Here is a 19,568-nt window from a genome sequence, read left to right as displayed (position 1 = left end):
AGGAATTGTCGTGATGCGTAGACTTCTGATCGCTGCAGCGCTGCTGGGCGCAGTGCAAACCGCTCAAGCCGCCGACATGCCGGAGTTCCCGGCGCTGCGCGGTTCGTTCCCTGAGGGACTGAGCCGCGACCGTCCGACATGGGAAGGCTTCTATGTCGGCGGACAGGCCGGATACGGCACTTCCGACGAGAAGTTCACGGGCTCGAATTCAGCAATGACTGCAGGCCTGCTCTCCAACACATTGATCGAGAGCGAGATGGGCGTGTCGAGTTGGCCGCTCAGCTTTACGAAGCAGTCCGCTCACGGTCACGGCTATGGCGCCTTTGCCGGTTACAATTCCCAGTGGGACGACGTCGTGATCGGCCTTGAAATGAGCTACTTGCACGGCAAGTTCGGTGGCGCCTCGTCAGGCAGCATGAGCCGCTACATGCTGTTGTCGGACGGGGACTATCATGCCGTCACGTCATCGGCATCAAGCTCCATCGCCATCAGTGACATCGGAACCTTCCGGGCACGCGCCGGCTACGTCTGGGGCGGCTTCATGCCCTATATGTTTGGCGGTCTCGCGCTCGGCCAGGCCGATACTGTGAGAACAGTATCGATTCGCGAAACGGAAATTGCGGGCCCCACATCGACGACACCAGCGAGCCTTCTGGGCCCGAAGACGCCGCTCACGCAAGTGAATGGGCAATATAGCCGCCTGATCTATGGATACACTGCAGGCCTCGGCGTTGACGTCAATCTCGTCGGCGGTCTGTTCCTGCGCGGTGAGTGGGAATACATCCGCTTCACATCCGCGGTTGATACCACCATCAACACCGTACGCGCCGGTGTAGGCTATCGGTTCTGATCTGACACGTCGCGGCGCGGCCTCCTCGTTACGGGACGTCTCGCTGTTGACATGTCTCGATGCAGGTGATGCTTTTACCCCGTCCATCGCGGCGGGGCAGTCATCATGAAAATCTACGGCGATCTGAATTCCGGCAATTGCCTGAAGGTGAAGTGGGTGAGCGATCACCTCAAACTTCCCTATACGTGGATTGATATCGACACGAGCAAGGGCGAGAGCCGGACGCCGGAGTTTCTGGCGCTTAACGGCGCCGGCCAGGTGCCGACCGTCGTGCTCGATGACGGTCGCCCGCTCGCGCAGTCCAATGCCATCATCCGCTATCTCGCGCGTGGCAGCGATCTGATTCCGACCGATGCCTATGACGCCGCCAAGATGGATGAATGGCTGTTCTGGGAACAATACAGCCACGAGCCCTATATCGCGGTGTGCCGCTATCAGATCGTCTATCTCGGCAAGGCGATTTCGGATCTCGATCCCGAAAAGCTGAAGCGCGGCTATTTCGCGCTGGTGCGCATGGAGCATCACCTGACGACATCGCGTTTCCTTGTAGGAGATCGCGTCTCGCTGGCCGACGCGTCGTTGCTGGCCTATACGCGCGTCGCCCATGAGGGGGGCTTCCATCTCGACGGTTACGCGTCGATCAGGCGCTGGATCGCCGACAGCGAGAAGGCATTGGGTATTTCGTGAATACGCAGATCAAGCTACGGCCTGCGCGCCGCGAGGACGTCGTCGCGATCGTGGTAATGCTGGCCGATGATGCGCTCGGCCGTGGCCGCGAGCGTATCGAGGACCCACTGCCGCAATCTTATTACGAGGCCTTCGATAAACTCGCGCATGACCCAAATATCCGATTGATGGTTGCAGAAGGCGGCGACGGCAGCGTGGTCGGATGCCTGCAGCTCTGCATCTTGCCGGGCTTGAGCTCGCAGGGCGCTTCGCGTGCACTCATCGAGGATGTTCGTGTGTCGACGACGCTCCGCAGCCAGGGCATCGGCGAACAACTGGTGCGATGGGCCATTGGCGAGGCACGGGCGAGGGGATGCAAGCTCGTCGAGCTGTTGACGCACCAGACCCGGGTCGATGCCCAGCGATTCTACAAGCGACTCGGTTTCGCTGACAGTCATGTGGGCATGACGTTGCGGTTCTAGAACGCGTCATCATCATGTCGTCCGGCGGACGCCGCGCGGCGCCGTTCGTTGCAAGGCATCAGCAAAACCGGTGATGGTACGCCGGGACGGGCGATGTCACCCAAGATCAATGACGCGTGATAGCCCGGAAGTCGCTTGACGCTCCGGGTCGGTTCCCATATCCACGCCAGCGGGACACCTCCCCCCAACGGGAGGCTAGCTATCTGGAAGGATAGAATATGACTGCAGCGAAGCCCGCTTCGCGGCCTAACGTGCCGCATTTCTCCTCCGGCCCCTGCGCCAAGCGCCCCGGCTGGACCCCCGAAAAACTCACCGACGCAGCCCTTGGCCGTTCGCACCGTGCGAAGATCGGCAAGAACAAGCTCAAACTCGCGATCGATCTGACGCGTGAAGTGCTTGAAGTGCCCGCCGATTACCGCATCGGTATCGTGCCGGCATCGGATACGGGCGCTGTCGAGATGGCGCTGTGGTCGCTGCTCGGGCCGCGTCCCGTCACCACCATCGCCTGGGAATCCTTCGGCGAGGGCTGGGTCTCCGACATCGTCAAGGAGCTGAAGCTCAAGGACGTCACCAAGCTGCATGCCGGCTATGGCGAACTCCCCGACCTGTCGAAGGCCGATCCGAACTCGGACATCGTCTTCACCTGGAACGGCACGACCTCCGGCGTGCGCGTGCCGAATGCCGACTGGATCAAGGCTGACCGCGAAGGCCTGACCATTTGCGACGCGACCTCGGCCGCTTTCGCGCAGCCGCTCGACTGGGCGAAGCTCGATGTCGTCACCTTCTCCTGGCAGAAGGCGCTCGGCGGCGAAGCCGCACATGGCATGCTCGTGCTGTCGCCGCGCGCCGTGGCGCGTCTGGAGAGCTACACGCCGCCATGGCCGCTGCCGAAGATCTTCCGCATGACCAAGGGCGGCAAGCTCAACGAAGGCATCTTCGTCGGCGAGACCATCAACACGCCGTCGATGCTGTGCGTCGAGGATTATCTCGATGCGCTCGGCTGGGCCAAGTCGGTTGGCGGTCTCAAGGCGCTGATCGCGCGTGCCGATGCCAACACCAAGGCGCTCGCCGACTGGAAAGCGAAGACACCGTGGATCGACTTCCTCGCAGCCGATCCCGCGATCCGCTCCAACACGTCGGTGTGCATGAAGGTGATCGATCCCGCGATCACCGCGCTCTCGCCGGACGCGCAGGCTGACTTCGCCAAGAAGCTGGTCGCAGCCGTCGAGAAGGAAAATGCCGGTTTCGACTTCGCGCATTATCGCGATGCGCCGGCCGGTCTGCGCATCTGGTGCGGTGCCACGGTCGAAGCCAAGGACGTCGAAATCCTCACGCAGTGGATCGACTGGGCCTTTGCCGAAACCAAGGCCTCACTCGCCAAGGCGGCTTAGTTGCTCTTAACCTCTCCCCGCCTAGCACAGCTTCGCTGTGCGCGGGCGGGGAGAGGTCGGACATCGCGCGAGCGCGATGTCCGGGTGAGGGGCATGGCACTCAACTCTCCTCACTCCTGCATTCTCGGGTCGAAAGCGGCCCCTCATCCCGACCTTCTCCCCGTAAGAACGGGGAGAAGGAGCCTGCTGCGTTTGTCGCGCCTACACCGGCTCCCATTTCGAGGATCACATCCATGACCGCCCCCAAAGTTCTCATTTCCGACGCTCTCTCTCCCGCCGCCGTGCAGATCTTTCGGGATCGCGGCATCGACGTCGACTTCCAGCCGAACCTCGGCAAGGACAAGGACAAGCTCGCCGAGATCATCGGCAACTATGACGGCCTCGCCATCCGCTCGGCCACCAAGGCCACTGCAAAGATCCTCGAAAAGGCGACGCGCCTGAAGGTGATCGGCCGCGCCGGCATCGGCGTCGACAATGTCGAAATTCCCGCGGCGACCGCCAAGGGCATCATCGTGATGAACACGCCGTTCGGCAATTCGATCACGACAGCCGAACATGCGATCACACTGATGCTCTCGCTCGCCCGCGAGATCCCGCAGGCCGATGCGTCGACGCAGGCCGGCAAGTGGGAGAAGAACCGCTTCATGGGCGTCGAGATCACCGGCAAGACGCTGGGCGTGATCGGCTGCGGCAATATCGGCGCCATTGCCGCCGACCGCGCGCTCGGCCTGCGCATGAAGGTCATTGCCTTCGATCCGTTCCTGTCGCCGGAGCGTGCCAAGGACATCGGCGTCGAGAAGGTCGAGCTCGACGACCTCCTCAAGCGCGCCGACTTCATCACGCTGCACACGCCGCTCACCGAGAAGACAAGGAACATCATCGATGCCGCTGCCATCGCCAAGATGAAGCCCGGCGTGCGCATCATCAACTGCGCCCGCGGCGGTCTGGTCGATGAGCAAGCGCTGGTCGATGCGCTGAATAGCAAGCATGTCGCCGGCGCTGCCTTCGACGTGTTCGTCGAGGAGCCGGCCACTAAGAACGTGCTGTTCGGCCATCCCAATGTGATCTGCACGCCGCATTTGGGCGCATCGACCACCGAAGCGCAGGAGAATGTCGCGCTGCAGGTCGCCGAGCAGATGTCGGATTATCTGTTGTCGGGCGCGATCTCCAACGCGGTCAACTTCCCGTCGATCACCGCGGAAGAAGCACCGAAGCTGAAGCCGTTCATCGAACTCGCCGAGAAGCTTGGCTCGTTCGCGGGCCAGCTCACCGAGACCGGCATTGCCAAGGTGCAGATCACCTATGAAGGCGCGGTGGCCGAAATGAAGATCAAGGCCCTGACGTCTGCTGCATTGAGCGGGTTGCTGCGGCCGATGCTCGGCGACGTCAACGTCGTCTCCGCGCCCGCCGTTGCCAAGGAGCGCGGCATGGTGGTCGATGAAGTGGTACGCGCGGCGCAAAGCGATTACGAAAGCCTGATCACCGTTACGGTTATCACCGAACGGCAGGAACGCTCGGTGTCCGGCACTGTCTATCATGACGGCAAGCCGCGGCTGGTTGATATCAAGGGTATCCGCGTCGATGCCGAATTCGGGAAGTCGATGATCTATGTCACCAACGAGGACAAGCCGGGCTTCATCGGAAAGTTCGCCTCGCTGCTCGGCGATGCCAAGGTCAACATCGCAACCTTCCATCTCGGCCGCAACGAGCAGGGCGGTGACGCCATTGCGCTGGTGGAGATCGACGGCGTTGTGCCGGCCGATGTGCTGAGCAAGGTGCAGGCGCTGCCGCAGGTGAAACAGGCCAAGGCGCTGACATTCTGAGTGTCTCTTACTCGAACTGACATTGCCGAAATCCCCGTCCGAAAGGCGGGGATTTTTTCGTTTTGCGGAAAATGTTCACATTCAGGTCGGCGCGGCAGGTTTGCCCCCGCCCCGCACGTGTAAGGATTTGGGAACACTACCCCGATACATTTTACTCCGAGGAATCAGCGATCGAAAATCGCACGCCCGGGGGAATACAGCCGTGAAGCTCGCCAATATCCGTATTACGTACAAGCTCGTCGTTCTGGTGGCCGTGACCATGATTGGCCTCTGCGCCGCGGGCATTCTGGCCGCCTATATGGTCAAGAGCGAGATGCTCTCCGCGCGAACCGAGCAGCTGAAGTCGATCGTCGAAATCGGGACCAACGTAGCGGCCAGCATCCAGAAGGATGTCGCAGCAGGCAAGCTCACCAAGGAAGCCGCGACCGCCGAGCTGGTACGCCGCATCGAGCCGATGACCTATGACAACGGCAACTATCTGTTCATCTACACGATGGACGGTGAGGTGGTTCATCTGCCGGGCTTCAAGCCGGGATCCAACCGGCTGGACGTCAAGGTCAGTGGCGTTGCCATTACGCGTGAATTCCGCGACGGCGTCGCAGCCAACGGCACGAAGATTCTGACCTACGAATTCCAGAAGCCCAATGAGCAGGTCCCGTCGCGCAAGATGGGTTATGCCGCGGCGCTTCCCGGCTGGAACATGTTCATTGCCACCGGCGCCTATCTCGATGACCTCGACGCTCATCTGAAACCGATCATCTGGGCGCTCGGCCTGGCCATGCTGGCCATTGCCGCAGTGGCGGGTGCGATTGCGTGGCTGATCGGCCGTAGTATCACCAAGCCGCTCGGCATGCTGGGATCGCGCATGGAGTCGCTCGCCAATGGTGCGCTGGATGAGGAAATTCCCGGCGTTGGCCGTAGCGATGAAGTCGGTGCGATGGCCAAGACGGTTCAGGTGTTCAAGGACAATGCGCTGCGTATCCGCTCGCTGGAACAGGTCGAGGCGGATGCGCAGGGCCGTATCGCCGCGGAGCGCCGCGCCGCCATGGAGGCGATGGCCACGGATTTCGAGCGCAGCGTGACGGGTATCGTCCGCTCGGTCTCGACCGCCGCGGTCGGAATGCAGAGCACCGCGCAGTCGATGACGGCGACGGCAAGCGACGCAAGCTCGCGCGCCGCGACGGTCAGCGCAGCTTCGACGCGCTCGTCCGATAATGTCAGCACGGTTGCGGCGGCTGCGGAGGAATTGTCGGCGTCAGTCAGTGAAGTGCTGCGTCAGGTATCGGCCTCCAGCGAGATCGCCAGCAAGGCGGTGGGCGATGCCGAGCGCACCAATGCGACTGTTCAGATCCTGTCGAGCGGCGCTGAGAAGATCGGCGAAGTCGTGCAGCTGATCCACAGCATTGCCTCCCAGACCAATCTGCTGGCGCTGAACGCGACCATCGAAGCCGCACGTGCCGGCGAGTCCGGCCGCGGTTTTGCGGTGGTGGCATCGGAAGTGAAGGCGCTGGCCAGTCAGACCGCCAAGGCCACCGAGGAAATCTCGGCGCAGGTTGCCGCCATGCAGGCATCGACCAGCGAGGCCGTTGCATCGATCGGCGCCATCACCGGGACCATCGCCCAGATGAGCCAGATCACCAACACGATCTCTGTGGCGGTGGAGCAGCAGGGCACGGCGACGCAGGAAATCGCGCGCAACATTCAGTCGGTGTCGGCCGGCGCGAATGAGATCAGCAATCATATCGGCGGCGTCAGCAGCGCAGCCGAGGCCACCGGCTCGGCGGCGTCACAGGTGCTGTCGAATGCAAAGGAGCTGGAGAGCCAGTCCGGCATGCTGCGCACCGCCGTGGATGAATTCCTCGCCAAGGTGAGAGCAGCCTGAGTCAAATCCTTCCCCGAGCGCGGCTTAGCTTGCGCTCGGGGAGCTACCGGGCTGGGACTTGCCTGAACTATTGAGCTTCGGCCGCTGCGTCGTATCGCTGCACCACCAAATTTAAATCTGCACAATGATAGTTCATAGTGGTGCGCAGCTACCTGTAGTGCGACTTTTGGTGCATTCGAGGTAACCTATAACCGCGGTTGCAAAAACGGAACTACACACCACTTCACGAACTCGAAACTACACCCTGCGATGGTGACTCGCTTATTTCAGCGCGCCTTACAGGGATACTTCCCATGAATCGTTTGAAAATTTCGATCGGCCTTCGCCTCTACAGCATCATTGGCTTGAGCTTTCTTGGCCTTGCCGGGCTGGCCTGGATGCAGCTGAACACCCTCGGCGACTCCCTCAAGCAGCAGCGCCAGAGCGAATTGACCCATCTCACGGAGCTGGCACTCGGCATCGCGCAGGAAGAATACGCGACGGTCCAGCGTAGCGGCGTGTCGGACGAGGCCGCGCGCAAGACCGCTGCGGCGCGTATCGGCAAACTGCGCTACGGCAATGGCGATTACTTCTGGATCAACGACCTGCAGCCGCGCATGGTGATGCATCCGATCAAGCCCGAGATGAACGGCAGCGATCTCTCCGGCAACAAGGACCCGAACGGCAAGCGGCTGTTTGTCGAATTCGCCGATGTCGTGAAGAAGCAGAAGGCCGGCTTCGTCGATTATCTTTGGCCGAAACCTGGCAAGGACGCACCGCAGCCGAAACTCTCTTATGTCGTCGGTTTCGAGCCCTGGGGCTGGGTCATCGGCACCGGCGTCTATATCGACGATCTGCAGGCGCAACTTTGGGAGAGCGCGCGCACCGTGATGATCGCGGCGCTTTCCGTCATCCTCATTCTCGGCGCGCTTGCCTGGATGATTGGTCGCAGCATCACCATCCCGCTTCGCCGGCTCGGCGCGCGCATGCGCGGTCTCGCCGATGGCGCGCTGGATGAAGCGATCCCCGACGTCGACCGCGGCGACGAGATCGGCGCCATGGCCGCAACGGTTCAGGTGTTCAAGGACAATGCGGTACGCATTCGCGGGCTCGACAAGATCGAGGTGGAATCGCAGGCCCGCGCTGCTGCCGAACGCCGTGCGGCTATGGAGAGCCTCGCCGATGATTTCGAGCGCAGTGTCAACGGCATCGTGCGTTCCGTCTCCACCGCTGCGGCCGGTATGCAGAGCACTGCGCAGTCGATGACGGCGACGGCCAGCGACGCGAGTTCGCGCGCATCGACGGTCGGTGCGGCATCGGCGCGCTCATCTGACAATGTCAGCACGGTTGCCGCCGCGGCTGAAGAACTATCGGCATCGGTCAGCGAAGTGCTGCGTCAGGTCGCAGCCTCGAGCGATATCGCCAGCAAGGCCGTGGGCGATGCGGAGCGCACCAATGCGACGGTGCAGCAGCTCTCCAGCGGCGCCGAGAAGATTGGCGAGGTCGTGCAGCTGATCCACAACATCGCATCGCAGACCAATCTGCTTGCGCTGAACGCAACCATCGAAGCGGCACGCGCCGGTGAATCCGGCCGTGGCTTCGCGGTCGTCGCGTCGGAGGTGAAGGCGCTGGCGAGCCAGACGGCGAAGGCGACCGAGGAAATCTCCGCGCAGGTTGCGGCGATGCAGGCGTCGACGCAGGAGGCTGTCAACTCGATCAACGCCATCACCGGCACGATCGCGCAGATGAGCCAGATCACCACGACGATCTCGTCGGCAGTGGAAGAGCAGGGCTCGGCCACGCAGGAGATCGCGCGCAACATCCAGTCGGTTGCCGCTGGCTCGAGCGAGGTCAGCGCTCATATCGGCGGCGTCAGCGCAGCGGCGGAGGCAACGGGGCAGGCGGCAGGCATGGTGCTGTCGAATGCGAAAGAGCTGGACGGCCAGTCGAGCATCCTGCGCAAGGCGGTGGATGAATTCCTCGCGAAGGTTCGCGCAGCGTAGAGCCTTTCCTCTTCTCTCGCGGAGAGCGAGCTCTTGTAGCGCTGCAATCGTTGCTCATCATCAAGTATCACAGGCTCGATGATTTGCGGGTTTGGTTTGTAAAGAACAAAAAAAGGTCTGTTCGGTATTCTTCTCCTCAATTGGTATTTGCACCCGCGACCTTTTTTGGAGAACTCATTGTGAAGATAAGTAATCTGACGATCACGCCCAAGCTAGGTATTCTGGTGGGTGTCATGTTGCTTGGTCTGTGCGCGTCTGGCGTTCTCGCGGGATATTTCGTTCAGCGCGAGATGATGACCTCAAGGATCGAGGAGCTGCGCCACTTCGTCGATGCCGCGCGCAGCGTGGCAATCGGATTGCAAAAACAAGTCGACGCCGGCCAGCTCACCAAGGAAGCCGCGATGGCTGAATTCGGTCGTCGTGCAAATACGATGACCTACGACAACGGCGCGGGCTACCTGTTTGGCTCCATGATGGACGGCGTGACGGTGTTGTCGCCGGACGCAAAGCAGATCGGTCAGAACCGCCTCGATGTGGTGACCAATGGCAAGGCGATCGGTCGCGAGTGGCGCGACAGTGTTGCTGCCAAGGGCGAGCACACGATGTTCTATGACTACGTCAAACCCGGCCAGACGGCGCCGCTGCGCAAGGTTGCTTATGCCGCCGCGATCCCCGGATGGAACATGTATGTGGGCGCCGGAGCCTATCTGGAAGACCTCGACGCCAGGTTGAAGCCGATCGTCTGGGCGCTCGGTTTGGCGATCCTTGCTATTGGTACGGTCGCGGGCGGCATCGCCTGGATGATCGGCCGCAGCATCAGCCGCCCGCTCGGTCAGCTCGGTGCGCGGATGCGCACGCTGGCCGATGGCGCGCTTGAGGACGACATTCCCGGGACCGGGCGCGGCGATGAGATCGGTGCGATGGCATCGACCGTTCAGGTCTTCAAGGACAATGCGGTCCGGATTCGCGGGCTCGACAAGATCGAAGCTGAGACGCAGGCGCGCGCGTCGGCCGAGCGTCGTTCGGCCATGGAGAGCATCGCCGATGATTTCGAACGCAGCGTCAACGGTATTGTCCGCTCGGTATCGACGGCAGCAGCAGGGATGCAGACTACCGCGCAATCCATGACGGCGACCGCCAGCGATGCCAGTTCGCGTGCATCGACGGTCGGCGCCGCGTCGGAGCGGTCGTCGGACAATGTCAGCACGGTTGCAGCCGCCGCCGAGGAATTGTCGGCTTCGGTCAGCGAAGTCTTGCGGCAGGTCTCGCAGTCGAGCCAAATTGCCAGCAAGGCAGTCGGCGATGCGGAACGCACCAATGCGACCGTTCAGCTGCTGTCCAGCGGCGCGGAGAAGATCGGCGAAGTGGTTCAGTTGATCCACAGCATCGCCTCCCAGACCAATCTGCTCGCGCTGAATGCGACCATCGAAGCGGCGCGCGCCGGCGAGTCCGGCCGCGGCTTTGCGGTCGTCGCCTCGGAAGTGAAGGCGCTGGCAAGCCAGACCGCCAAGGCCACCGAAGAGATCTCCGCCCAGGTCGCAGCTATGCAGGCATCGACCAGCGAAGCCGTACTCTCGATCAGCGCCATTACGGGGACCATCGCGCAGATGAGCGAGATCACCACTAGCATCTCCACGGCCGTCCAGGAGCAGGGCGAGGCCACGCGGGAAATCGCGCGCAACATTCAGTCGGTCGCGGCAGGCTCCAGTGAGATCAGCGAACATATCGGGGGCGTCAGCAGCGCAGCGGAAGCGACCGGGACGGCGGCCTCGCAGGTGTTGTCGAATGCCAGGGAGCTCGACACTCAGTCCGGCATGTTGCGAACGGCGGTGGACGAGTTCCTGACCAAGGTGCGTGCGGCGTAGAGGCTCTTCTTCCCCTCTCCCCTTGTGGGAGAGGAAAGTAGATCACGCTCGAACGTAAAAAGCCCTCCCTTGCGGGAGGGCTTTCGTCGTTCAGGCTGATGCCTGCTCGCGTTGATTACTTCGCCTTCAGGAAGTCGGCGACTTCGAGCAGCACGAACTCGTTGTCGTCGGCCTTGTTCGGCTCGCGGCTCGACGAGAACGGCAGGTTGTTGTCGTTGCCGACGATGATGTGGGTGGCATCAACCTGGTCGACGTTCTCGATGGTGAAGAACGGGAAGGTCAGCACGCCGTCATTCAGCGGCTTGCGGGCCAGCTTGTTCGGGTCCTGGATCTTCATCAGGTCGATGAAACCAATCTTGCGAACGGGCTTGCCGACATTGGCGTCGTTCAGTTCGATCTTGTAGACCTTCTTGAACTTGGCGAGATCCGGGAAGCAGTCTTCACCGCGCTTGCCGTCGGCGCAGGCCTTGTCCTTGGTGCCTTCGCCATTGTCACGCTCGATGATCAGGCCGTTGTCGGCGGTGATCATGTTGAAGTCGCCGATGGCATTGCCGTTCTGTTCGAACACGTACTGCCAGTAGCGACCGGTGAACTTCTCGTTGGCGACGTCGAATTCCAGGATGCGCGAAGCTTCCTTGCCGTCGACCTTTTCCCAGTCCTTCTTCTCGGCATCCCAGATCGGGCCTTCGAGCAGGCCGTATAGGAACTTGCCATCCTTGGAGGAGGCGAAGCCTTCATAGCCCTTGGAGCGGCGCAGGTTGACGGTGGTGTAGGTGGCGCCCGGTGCGCCCGGCGACTGCACCGACCAATGGTCGGGCGAACGCACCGGCTTGCCGTCGGCGACGGTGTCGAACACAGCCAGAACCTTGCCGGTCTTGTCGGCCTTGATGATGTAGGGGCCGAATTCCTCGCCGATCCAGAAATTGTCGCCGACGATCTGGAAGCCTTCGGTGTCGACATCGGCGCCGGTCAGGTAGCGCTTGGCGGTGTCTTCATGAACGATGCGGAACGGCACCTTCTTGTCGGGATCGTGCAGGAACACGGTGGCCTGACGCTCGACCTTGCCGTTTTTCCAGTCGATCTTGTGATGATTGAGATAGATCATGTAGTCGGCCGAATTGTAGCGCGAGCCGGCGCCGTTGTCGGTCAGCACCCAGAACGAACCGTCGGGCATCACCTTGATGCCGGAATGGCCCTGCAGCGGCTGGCCCTTCATCGGCAGCGAGATGCCGGTGGCGCGCTCATAGGACTTGCCCATCACGGTGCCGAGCGCGTCGACGCGCTTGCCGGTGGTGTATTTGCCCGAGGTCTTCAGGTCGTTCGGCGCATCCGCAGGCGCATCGATGGTCGACGTCGCCGGCAGCACGGCATGGCCGGCGAGCTTGGCGGGGAATTCACCTTCGGTCTGGGCGAAAGCGGCGGATGTGAGCATGACGAGGGAAGCGACGGAGCAGAGGAATGTGCTGCGCATGGTGTGTCTCCTTGTGGTGACCATGCGGCGTGTTCTGAGGCGCGGGCGTTACGCTGCGCTGACAGTTCCGTGACAAGAAAATGACGAGAGGGGAAAACCCTGCGACATGCAGTCGCCGAGTCTGCGGGTTAGGCGCGGTTCCTCTTCGTTCAACCCACGCAAAACCATCGTCATGGCCGGGCTCGTCCCGGCCATCCACGTCTTCTTTGTGGCCGAGACGTAGATACCCGGCATTCGCCGGGCATGACGAACATACCTGCCGTGCGGTTCTATCTGAAATGCGCCTACTGCTTCTCGATCCCCGCATCCGTGATCAGCTTCTCCCACACCTTGAGCTGATCCTTCAGGAAGGCGTCGAACTCTTCCGGCGTACCGGAGAAGGCTTCCATGCCGCGGTTGGCGAGGTCTTTCTGGATCTCGGGGCGTTCGACGATCTTGCGGATTTCGGCGTTGAGCTTGACGACGATGTCCTTCGGCATGTTGGCCGGGCCGAGATAGCCCTGCCACGAGGTGATGTCGAAGCCCTTCACGCCGGCCTCGTCCATGGTCGGAAGGTCGGGCAGAAGCTTGGAGCGATACTTGGTGGTCACCGCAAGCGACTTCAACGCCTTGGCGTTGACATGCGGCAGGCCGGTCGGAACGTCGACGAACATCATGCTGACACGGCCGGCGATGACATCGGTGAGCGCCGGTGGTGAGCTCTTGTAAGGCACGTGCAGGAGATCGAGCTTGGCGAGGCGGGCAAAGGTCGCGCCCGAGACGATCGCCGACGAACTGCCCGATGCGTAGGAGTACTTGCCCGGCTCTTTCTTGGCGAGCGCGATCAGCTCTTCCACGGAGTTGGCGGGAATCTCGGGATTGATCACCAGCATGAAGGGCAGGTCGCCGGTGCGCGCGATCGGCGTGAAATCCTTGATCGGATCATAGCTCATGGTCTTGAGCAGAAAAGGATTGGCCGAATGCGTCGTGTTGGTCGTGACGAACAGCGTGTAACCGTCGGCGGGGGCGCGAGCGACGAAACTGGCGGCGATCGAGCCATTGGCGCCGGCCTTGTTGTCGATCACGGTGTTGGCGTTCAGTGCGGTGCCGAGTTCCTTGGCGATCAGGCGCGTCGTGGTGTCGGTGCCGCTGCCTGCGGCGAAAGGGAGCACCAGCGTGATCGCCCGGTTTGGATAATTCGCGGTTTGTGCGATGGCATCCGGGGTCGCCAACAGTAGCGCTCCGATAAACCATGCGCTCGCCACACCGCGAAGAACTGAAAGTCCGTGCATTCCGCTTTTCTCCCTGAATCGGCTTTGGTAGCCCACATTTGTTGCGGGCAAACTAGCGGAGGTCGGTGACGCACGGAAGCGGAAAGGTATGCAGTTCAGGTGAGCGCGCTGTCGATGGTGTAGGCCATGCAGCGACTTCTGCTGCACCGGGTCGACCTTATCGCGTTCGTGAGCGACGGCACCTGCAGACGGCCGCTGATCCGCAGCATCTCCGCGTCGAGGTCGGTGCGAATGCCGGTGCAAGCTCCGGAGCAAGCACGATCGTTTCGCCGCGGTCCTTCTCGTCCCCGCTATTGCTTCCCGACCAGCGGACAGGTTCAGCGCCGCGCAGGCGCGAAGCTCTTTGACAAATGCAAAGCAGCTCCTATATAAATTAGAATAATTCTAAATTAAGTAAGGCTTTGATATGAAGGCGTTTTCGGAGCTCACCGAACGCGAGGTGCTGGCGGTTGCGATCTCCAGCGAGGAAGAGGACAGCCGGATCTATCTCAGCTTCGCCGAGGATCTGGCAGAGCGCTATCCCGATTCCGCGAAAGTCTTCAGCGAGATGGCCGAAGAAGAAAAGGGCCATCGACATCTGCTGTTGCAGATGTATGAGAAGCGCTTCGGACCGAACCTTCCGCCGATCCGGCGCGAAGACGTCAAGGGCTTCATCCGCCGCCGACCAATCTGGCTCACGCGTAACCTGTCGCTCGACACTATCCGCAAGGAAGCCGAGAGGATGGAGTTTGAGGCCGAGCGTTTTTACGCCAGGGCTGCCGAGCAGGCGACGGATGTCGGCGTTCGCAAGTTGCTGGGCGATCTGGCCGAGCTGGAAAAAGGACACGAGCATCTCGCGGCCAAATTATCGGATGCCATCCTGACGTCCGACGTTCGTACGATGGAGGACAACACCCGCCACCGGATGTTCGTCCTGCAGTATGTTCAGCCTGGTCTTGCGGGCTTGATGGACGGCTCCGTATCCACGCTGGCGCCGCTGTTTGCGGCCGCGTTTGCAACACATCACAACTGGCAGACATTCCTTGTTGGCCTCGCCGCGTCGATCGGCGCCGGCATCAGCATGGGTTTCGCCGAAGCGCTGTCGGACGATGGCTCTATGACCGGACGCGGCTCGCCGTGGTTGCGTGGCGGCATCTGCGGGCTGATGACGACGCTGGGCGGTCTCGGCCATACTCTGCCTTATCTCGTGCCGGACAGCTGGCCGAATGCATTCTGGATCGCGACGGCCATCGCGGGTGTCGTCGTTTTTTTCGAACTCTGGGCCATCGCCTATATCAGGGCGCGCTATATGGATACGCCGTTCCTGCAGGCCGTCTTTCAGGTGGTGCTTGGCGGCGTCATCGTTCTGGCGGTGGGAATATTGATCGGAGGCGCGTAGTGGGTGGGGAGGCGTCAGATGGCGTCGTTGCGCGGGATGGCGTAGGTTCTACGCGCGGGAAACCCTGCTGCTCGTCCCGCCGATGATGAGTGTGTGCGATGCATGATCGCGGCAGGTGCGATCGCGGGCAGCTTACGGGTGAAGGAGCGTCCCATGTATGCTGCCATTCGTCAGAGCAAGGCAAAGACCGGCATGGCTGAGGAACTGACGCGCAGGATCAAGGAAGGTGCCATTCCGATCATCAGTGATGTCGAAGGTTTCATGGCCTATTATGTGGTCTATGCGTCCGACGATACGGTGACGGCGATCAGCATCTTCAACAATTTCGCGGGCGCCGAGGAGTCGAACCGACGCGGGCTCGCGTGGAGCGAACAGAATCTGGCGCCCTTGCTGATTGGACCAGCCACAGCGATAGCCGGGCCGGTTATCGTTCATACGTTGGCATAACGCGCGCGGGACAGGCGCTATGCCGGGCGGTGGCATGTGCGCGTAGATTACTCGCTAGATTCTCAATCTCCCAGCAGGCGCTTCGCGCCGGCGATTGCGCGGCGCGCGACTTCTTCGGGGCCGCGCTCCCGGGTCAGCGCATCCATCGGCACTTCGAGCGCGACCGGAATATGCTTCGGCAGGTGCGCGGCGATGGCGCAGAGATCGATGCCGCCGTCGCCGGGTGGCAGCCGTTCAGAGCGCGCGGTGTGCAGCAGTCCTTCCACCGTGCCAGGCTTCTCCGCCGGAGCATCGCAAAAATGGAAAAACGGCAGCAAGCGCGATGGCATGTCGTCGAGTTCGGCGAGGCTGCTGTCGGAGCGGTCGAAATGCAGCGTATCGACAAGGATACCCGCATTGGCGCGGCCTGCGGTCTCGACGATGGCGCGCGCCTTGCGCAGGTTCGACACATTGGTCCAGGGAAAGAACTCCATCACCGGCATGATGCCATATCGCGCCGTAAGATCGGCGATGGCCGCCAGTCGGTCGGCGAGGCGGGACAAGTCGGGATCATAGGGCGCGACGATGACATGGCGGGCTCCGAGCTCCGCGCCGGCGGTGAGTATCGGCTCAAGCGCCGCGACGTCGATCCCGGGCGTGATCTTGACGAGTTCAATATCGAGCACGTGCAGTCCGGTATCGGCGAGACGCGCCTTGGTTTGCCGCATCATCGCCTTGTCGTTCATCAGCGGGTAGCCAGGGCTTTCCGCGGTCACGGCGATCAGTCTCAGTCCGACACTCCGGTAGCCGCAGCGCGCGGCAACATCGATCATCTCTGGCGGCGCCAGCGATAGCACGGTGAGGTGGGCGAGCGAGAAAACGGTCATGTGATGTTTCTACTCCCGATGTCAGGCTGGCCGGAGCGGATGTTCGGTCTATCGCCGTGATGCGATAAACACGCCTGACAGCACCAGCACGTAGCCGATAAGGTGAAACAGTTGCGGCTGCTCGCCGAGAAACGCGATGGCCAATACCGATCCGAACACCGGCATGAGATGCAGAAATGGTGCCGCCCGATTCGGGCCGATCAGCGCGATGCCGCGATTGAAAAACAGATAGGCCAGCGCTGATGGAAAGATCATAGCATAGGCGAGCGTCAGCAGCGTCACGGTGTCGAAGATCAGCGGCGAACCCGAATTGAGTTCCCAGATGCTGACCGGCAGGGTCAGGATCGCGCCGCCGGCGGTGGTGAAGGCGATCAGCGACATCGGGTGAGTCACCGGTCGCCGCAGCATCAGCGCCGAATAGATGCCGAACACCAGGAGCGCTGCGAACAGCATCGCATCGCCCTTGTTGATCTGGATACTGGCCAGTGCGGTGAGATCGCCGCGCAGGATGATGATCAGCACGCCGGCCATGGAGACCACAATGCCGAGCAGTTGCGCCACCGTCAGCCGCACGCCGAACAGGATCAGCGTCCACAGCGCGACGCAGAGCGGGCCCGACGACTGGATCAGCAGCGCGTTCAGGGCCTGCGTGTATTGCAGGCCCCAATAGGCCAGCACCGTATTGGCGGCGAAGCCGGTCAGCGCCAGCATCGTCATGAGAGAAAGTTGGGCGCGGAGAACCGGCCAGTCCGTGCGCAGATGCGTCCAGGCGAAGGGCAGCAACAGGAAAAAGGCTCCGATCCAGCGCACGCAGGCCAGTGTCACCGGCGGGACGTGGCCGGCGACATAGCGGCCGAGCACGATATTCCCGGCCCAGAACAGCGAGGTGAGGCTGAGCAGGAGATAAGGCTGGTTGGCGAACCAGCCGACGATCGTTTGTCGCGGCGGAGCGGAAGGGGTCATCGGCTCGATGGTCAATGCAGCTTTCCATAGGCGGCAGTTCGCCGGGTGGCACAAGTCACGCTGGCGCGCGGGCACCATGCGCGGCAACGGAGCGCGCATCGGTAGATGCGTCGAATGGACGCCGAGAATGAGCTTCGATTCAGGTATTCCGATGCCGAAAATCACGCAAAATCAGACGATTATACCTTTTCCGCCAGGCGAACATTAACCGCTTTCGAACGGCTAGCCGATAGAACTGAATCATAATGATGGAACTTGTTTCTTGAATTGCGGGTCCGGATACCTCCTCGACGTTGTGCAGTGAGTGTGTCTGGAGCCGTTCGGCTTTGAGCGCACGACCGAGGGGTCGGCGCGACAGGAGATCGCAATGCCGTTGTCCGCCTCCCAACCCAAACCCGGCCGTCGTCGGGGTCTCGGTCTTGGCCCGCGCATCATGTTGATGACGGTCTCCGGCATTCTCATCCTCGGCATCTGCATCACGTTGGTCGCCAAATATGTGCTCGAACAGGGCGCCGCCAAATCCGCGACGGAGCGGGTCGAGACCAACATGCGTGTCGCCTGGAACGTGCTGCGTGAGAGCGGCGACAAGTACAGTATCGCGGATGGCAAGCTGCTGGCGGACGGCAAGCCGCTGAACGGCAATTTCGCAGCGGTCGACAAGATCAAGACGCTGGTCGGCGGCACCGCAACGATCTTCATGAATGATACCCGCATCTCCACCAACGTGATGAAGCCGGATGGTACGCGTGCCATCGGCACGCAGCTGGCGAAAGGACCCGCCTATGACGCGGTCTTCAATGGCAAGACCGCGTTCCGCGGTGAAGTGGCCATCCTCGGCGAGCCGTATATGACCGTCTATGATCCGATCTTCGACGCCAGCCGCAACGTGATCGGCATTCTCTATGTGGGCATCAAGAAGGTCGAGTTTCTCGAAACCGCCAACGACACGCTCTGGACCATTATCTATGCGACGCTCGGCGTGATGCTGCTCGCCATCATTGTCAGCTATGTTGTGGCGCGCAGCAGCGTGGTGCGTCCGTTGAAGGCAAGCATCGCCACGATGAACAAGCTCGCCAAAGGAGACCTCACCGTCGACGTTCCGGCAAGCAAGCGCGCCGACGAGATCGGGGAGATCATGACGGCGCTGAGTGTATTCAAGGAGAACGGCCTCGAAGTCGAGCGCATGAAGGTCGCGCAGATCGCTACGGAAAGCCGCACTGCCGAACAGCGCAAGGCGGATATGATGAAGCTCGCCGCCGATTTCGAAGGCGCCGTCGGGCAGATCGTCGAGACCGTATCGGCTGCCTCGAAGGAACTGGAAGGTTCGGCCACCACATTGACGGCAACGTCGGATCGCTCGCAGGCTTTGGCGATCGCGGTGTCGGCGGCATCGGAAGAAGCTGCCACCAATGTGCAGTCGGTCGCATCCGCCACCGAGGAAATGTCGTCGTCGGTGCACGAGATCAGCCGCCAGGTGCAGGGCGCCGCGCGCATCGCCAGCGAGGCTGTTGCGCAGGCTGACAATACCAACAACCGCGTCAGCGAACTGGCGACGGCCGCGGCACGCATCGGCGATGTCGTCGAGCTGATCAACAATATCGCGGGCCAGACCAATCTGCTGGCGCTCAACGCGACCATCGAGGCCGCGCGCGCCGGCGAAGCCGGTCGCGGCTTTGCGGTGGTTGCCGCCGAAGTGAAAGCGCTGGCCGAGCAGACCGCGAAGGCGACTGGCGAGATCAGCCAGCAGGTCAGCGGCATCCAGAAGGCGACCGAGGATTCGGTGTCGGCTATCAAGGAGATCTCCATGACTATCGGTCAGATGTCGGAGATTGCGTCCGCCATCGCATCGGCCGTTGAAGAGCAGGGCGCCACCACGCAGGAGATTTCGCGCAACGTGCAGCAGGCCGCAGCAGGCACGATGCAGGTGAGTTCGAACATCACCGACGTGCAGCGCGGCGTCGAAGAAGCAGGCTCGGCGTCATCGCAGGTTCTGTCCGCGGCACAGTCGCTGTCCAGCGAAAGCACGCGACTGAAGCAGGAGGTCGGCAACTTCCTGCGCTCGGTGCGCGCCGCGTAACTATCCACCGGGAAAGACAAGAATCGCGCGCGACGGCGCCACAACTATTTGCGGGCAGACATAACCGTCGCGCCTGGACTGCATCTTGCTGAGAAAAATACCCGCTGAATTTAGAACCATTAAAATCTGCGGCAGTGATGTCACACTGCCGCAG

General features: G+C 61.7%; 15 protein-coding genes. 11 read left to right on the top strand and 4 right to left on the bottom strand.

Features of this window, described 5'->3' with window-relative positions; all coding sequences use genetic code 11:
• Positions 1-13 precede the first annotated feature (13 nt).
• The 8 genes from LPB73_RS19585 to LPB73_RS19550 all read left to right on the top strand — a co-directional run bounded on the left by LPB73_RS19585 (position 14) and on the right by LPB73_RS19550 (position 10,941).
• Positions 14-850 (top strand): outer membrane protein, encoded by an 837-nt coding sequence (locus LPB73_RS19585; protein ID WP_184513871.1) that lies wholly within the window; start codon positions 14-16, stop codon positions 848-850.
• 105 nt (positions 851-955) lie between these two features.
• Positions 956-1,537, top strand: a complete 582-nt coding sequence (locus tag LPB73_RS19580; protein WP_231077900.1) for a glutathione S-transferase family protein — start codon at positions 956-958, stop codon at positions 1,535-1,537.
• A gap of 56 nt (positions 1,538-1,593) precedes the next feature.
• Positions 1,594-1,998 carry a GNAT family N-acetyltransferase gene (locus tag LPB73_RS19575; protein ID WP_231081195.1) on the top strand — a complete coding sequence of 135 codons (405 nt, stop codon included), beginning with the start codon at positions 1,594-1,596 and terminating at the stop codon, positions 1,996-1,998.
• Positions 1,999-2,216: 218 nt separating this feature from the next.
• On the top strand, positions 2,217-3,389 hold the full coding sequence (locus LPB73_RS19570; RefSeq protein WP_089261696.1) for a phosphoserine transaminase: 1,173 nt from the start codon (positions 2,217-2,219) through the stop codon (positions 3,387-3,389).
• Between the two features lie 233 nt (positions 3,390-3,622).
• The gene (serA, locus tag LPB73_RS19565; RefSeq protein WP_231077899.1) at positions 3,623-5,212 is read left to right on the top strand and encodes a phosphoglycerate dehydrogenase; all 1,590 of its coding nucleotides are present in this window, start codon (positions 3,623-3,625) and stop codon (positions 5,210-5,212) included.
• A 202-nt stretch (positions 5,213-5,414) separates the two neighbouring features.
• Complete coding sequence (locus LPB73_RS19560) at positions 5,415-7,094, top strand: methyl-accepting chemotaxis protein (RefSeq protein WP_231077898.1); 1,680 nt, start codon at positions 5,415-5,417, stop codon at positions 7,092-7,094.
• A gap of 293 nt (positions 7,095-7,387) precedes the next feature.
• Positions 7,388-9,076, top strand: coding sequence for a cache domain-containing protein (locus tag LPB73_RS19555; protein ID WP_231077897.1), 1,689 nt, complete (start codon positions 7,388-7,390; stop codon positions 9,074-9,076).
• 179 nt (positions 9,077-9,255) lie between these two features.
• Entirely contained in the window at positions 9,256-10,941 is a 1,686-nt protein-coding gene (locus LPB73_RS19550; protein ID WP_120288637.1) for a methyl-accepting chemotaxis protein, read from the top strand.
• Between the two features lie 115 nt (positions 10,942-11,056).
• Here LPB73_RS19550 and LPB73_RS19545 read toward each other — a convergent pair whose 3' ends face one another.
• Complete coding sequence (locus tag LPB73_RS19545; protein WP_093759289.1) at positions 11,057-12,412, bottom strand: esterase-like activity of phytase family protein; 1,356 nt, start codon at positions 12,410-12,412, stop codon at positions 11,057-11,059.
• Positions 12,413-12,696: 284 nt separating this feature from the next.
• On the bottom strand, positions 12,697-13,683 hold the full coding sequence (locus tag LPB73_RS19540; RefSeq protein ID WP_231077896.1) for a Bug family tripartite tricarboxylate transporter substrate binding protein: 987 nt from the start codon (positions 13,681-13,683) through the stop codon (positions 12,697-12,699).
• Positions 13,684-14,089: 406 nt separating this feature from the next.
• On the opposite strand from LPB73_RS19540, the gene mbfA reads away from it, so the two are divergent.
• Positions 14,090-15,061 carry an iron exporter MbfA gene (mbfA, locus tag LPB73_RS19535; protein ID WP_089261682.1) on the top strand — a complete coding sequence of 324 codons (972 nt, stop codon included), beginning with the start codon at positions 14,090-14,092 and terminating at the stop codon, positions 15,059-15,061.
• A gap of 153 nt (positions 15,062-15,214) precedes the next feature.
• On the top strand, positions 15,215-15,508 hold the full coding sequence (locus LPB73_RS19530) for an antibiotic biosynthesis monooxygenase (RefSeq protein ID WP_089263582.1): 294 nt from the start codon (positions 15,215-15,217) through the stop codon (positions 15,506-15,508).
• 62 nt (positions 15,509-15,570) lie between these two features.
• Here the strand turns inward: LPB73_RS19530 and LPB73_RS19525 are convergent, their stop codons facing one another.
• Both LPB73_RS19525 and LPB73_RS19520 read right to left on the bottom strand, forming a co-directional pair.
• Positions 15,571-16,374 (bottom strand): sugar phosphate isomerase/epimerase family protein, encoded by an 804-nt coding sequence (locus LPB73_RS19525; protein ID WP_231077895.1) that lies wholly within the window; start codon positions 16,372-16,374, stop codon positions 15,571-15,573.
• A gap of 48 nt (positions 16,375-16,422) precedes the next feature.
• The gene (locus LPB73_RS19520) at positions 16,423-17,337 is read right to left on the bottom strand and encodes a DMT family transporter (RefSeq protein WP_231081194.1); all 915 of its coding nucleotides are present in this window, start codon (positions 17,335-17,337) and stop codon (positions 16,423-16,425) included.
• Between the two features lie 367 nt (positions 17,338-17,704).
• On the opposite strand from LPB73_RS19520, the gene LPB73_RS19515 reads away from it, so the two are divergent.
• Positions 17,705-19,414: a methyl-accepting chemotaxis protein gene (locus LPB73_RS19515; RefSeq protein WP_231077894.1), complete on the top strand. Its 1,710-nt coding sequence runs from the start codon at positions 17,705-17,707 to the stop codon at positions 19,412-19,414.
• Positions 19,415-19,568 lie beyond the last annotated feature (154 nt).

It is taken from the genome of Tardiphaga sp. 37S4 (assembly GCF_021044645.1).
Taxonomy (GTDB): domain Bacteria; phylum Pseudomonadota; class Alphaproteobacteria; order Rhizobiales; family Xanthobacteraceae; genus Tardiphaga; species Tardiphaga robiniae.
Note: the sequence above shows the minus strand (reverse complement) of the source record. Positions and strands in the feature narration are given on the sequence as shown.

Bases quoted from the DNA above. Each gene is read 5' to 3' on its own strand.
- LPB73_RS19585 (WP_184513871.1), top strand. From the start codon at position 14: ATGCGTAGACTTCTGATCGCTGCAGCGCTGCTGGGCGCAGTGCAAACC.
- LPB73_RS19580 (WP_231077900.1), top strand. From the start codon at position 956: ATGAAAATCTACGGCGATCTGAATTCCGGCAATTGCCTGAAGGTGAAG.
- LPB73_RS19575 (WP_231081195.1), top strand. From the start codon at position 1,594: ATGCTGGCCGATGATGCGCTCGGCCGTGGCCGCGAGCGTATCGAGGAC.
- LPB73_RS19570 (WP_089261696.1), top strand. From the start codon at position 2,217: ATGACTGCAGCGAAGCCCGCTTCGCGGCCTAACGTGCCGCATTTCTCC.
- serA (WP_231077899.1), top strand. From the start codon at position 3,623: ATGACCGCCCCCAAAGTTCTCATTTCCGACGCTCTCTCTCCCGCCGCC.
- LPB73_RS19555 (WP_231077897.1), top strand. From the start codon at position 7,388: ATGAATCGTTTGAAAATTTCGATCGGCCTTCGCCTCTACAGCATCATT.
- LPB73_RS19545 (WP_093759289.1), bottom strand. From the start codon at position 12,412: ATGCGCAGCACATTCCTCTGCTCCGTCGCTTCCCTCGTCATGCTCACA.
- LPB73_RS19540 (WP_231077896.1), bottom strand. From the start codon at position 13,683: ATGCACGGACTTTCAGTTCTTCGCGGTGTGGCGAGCGCATGGTTTATC.
- mbfA (WP_089261682.1), top strand. From the start codon at position 14,090: ATGAAGGCGTTTTCGGAGCTCACCGAACGCGAGGTGCTGGCGGTTGCG.
- LPB73_RS19530 (WP_089263582.1), top strand. From the start codon at position 15,215: ATGTATGCTGCCATTCGTCAGAGCAAGGCAAAGACCGGCATGGCTGAG.
- LPB73_RS19525 (WP_231077895.1), bottom strand. From the start codon at position 16,374: ATGACCGTTTTCTCGCTCGCCCACCTCACCGTGCTATCGCTGGCGCCG.
- LPB73_RS19520 (WP_231081194.1), bottom strand. From the start codon at position 17,337: ATGACCCCTTCCGCTCCGCCGCGACAAACGATCGTCGGCTGGTTCGCC.
- LPB73_RS19515 (WP_231077894.1), top strand. From the start codon at position 17,705: ATGCCGTTGTCCGCCTCCCAACCCAAACCCGGCCGTCGTCGGGGTCTC.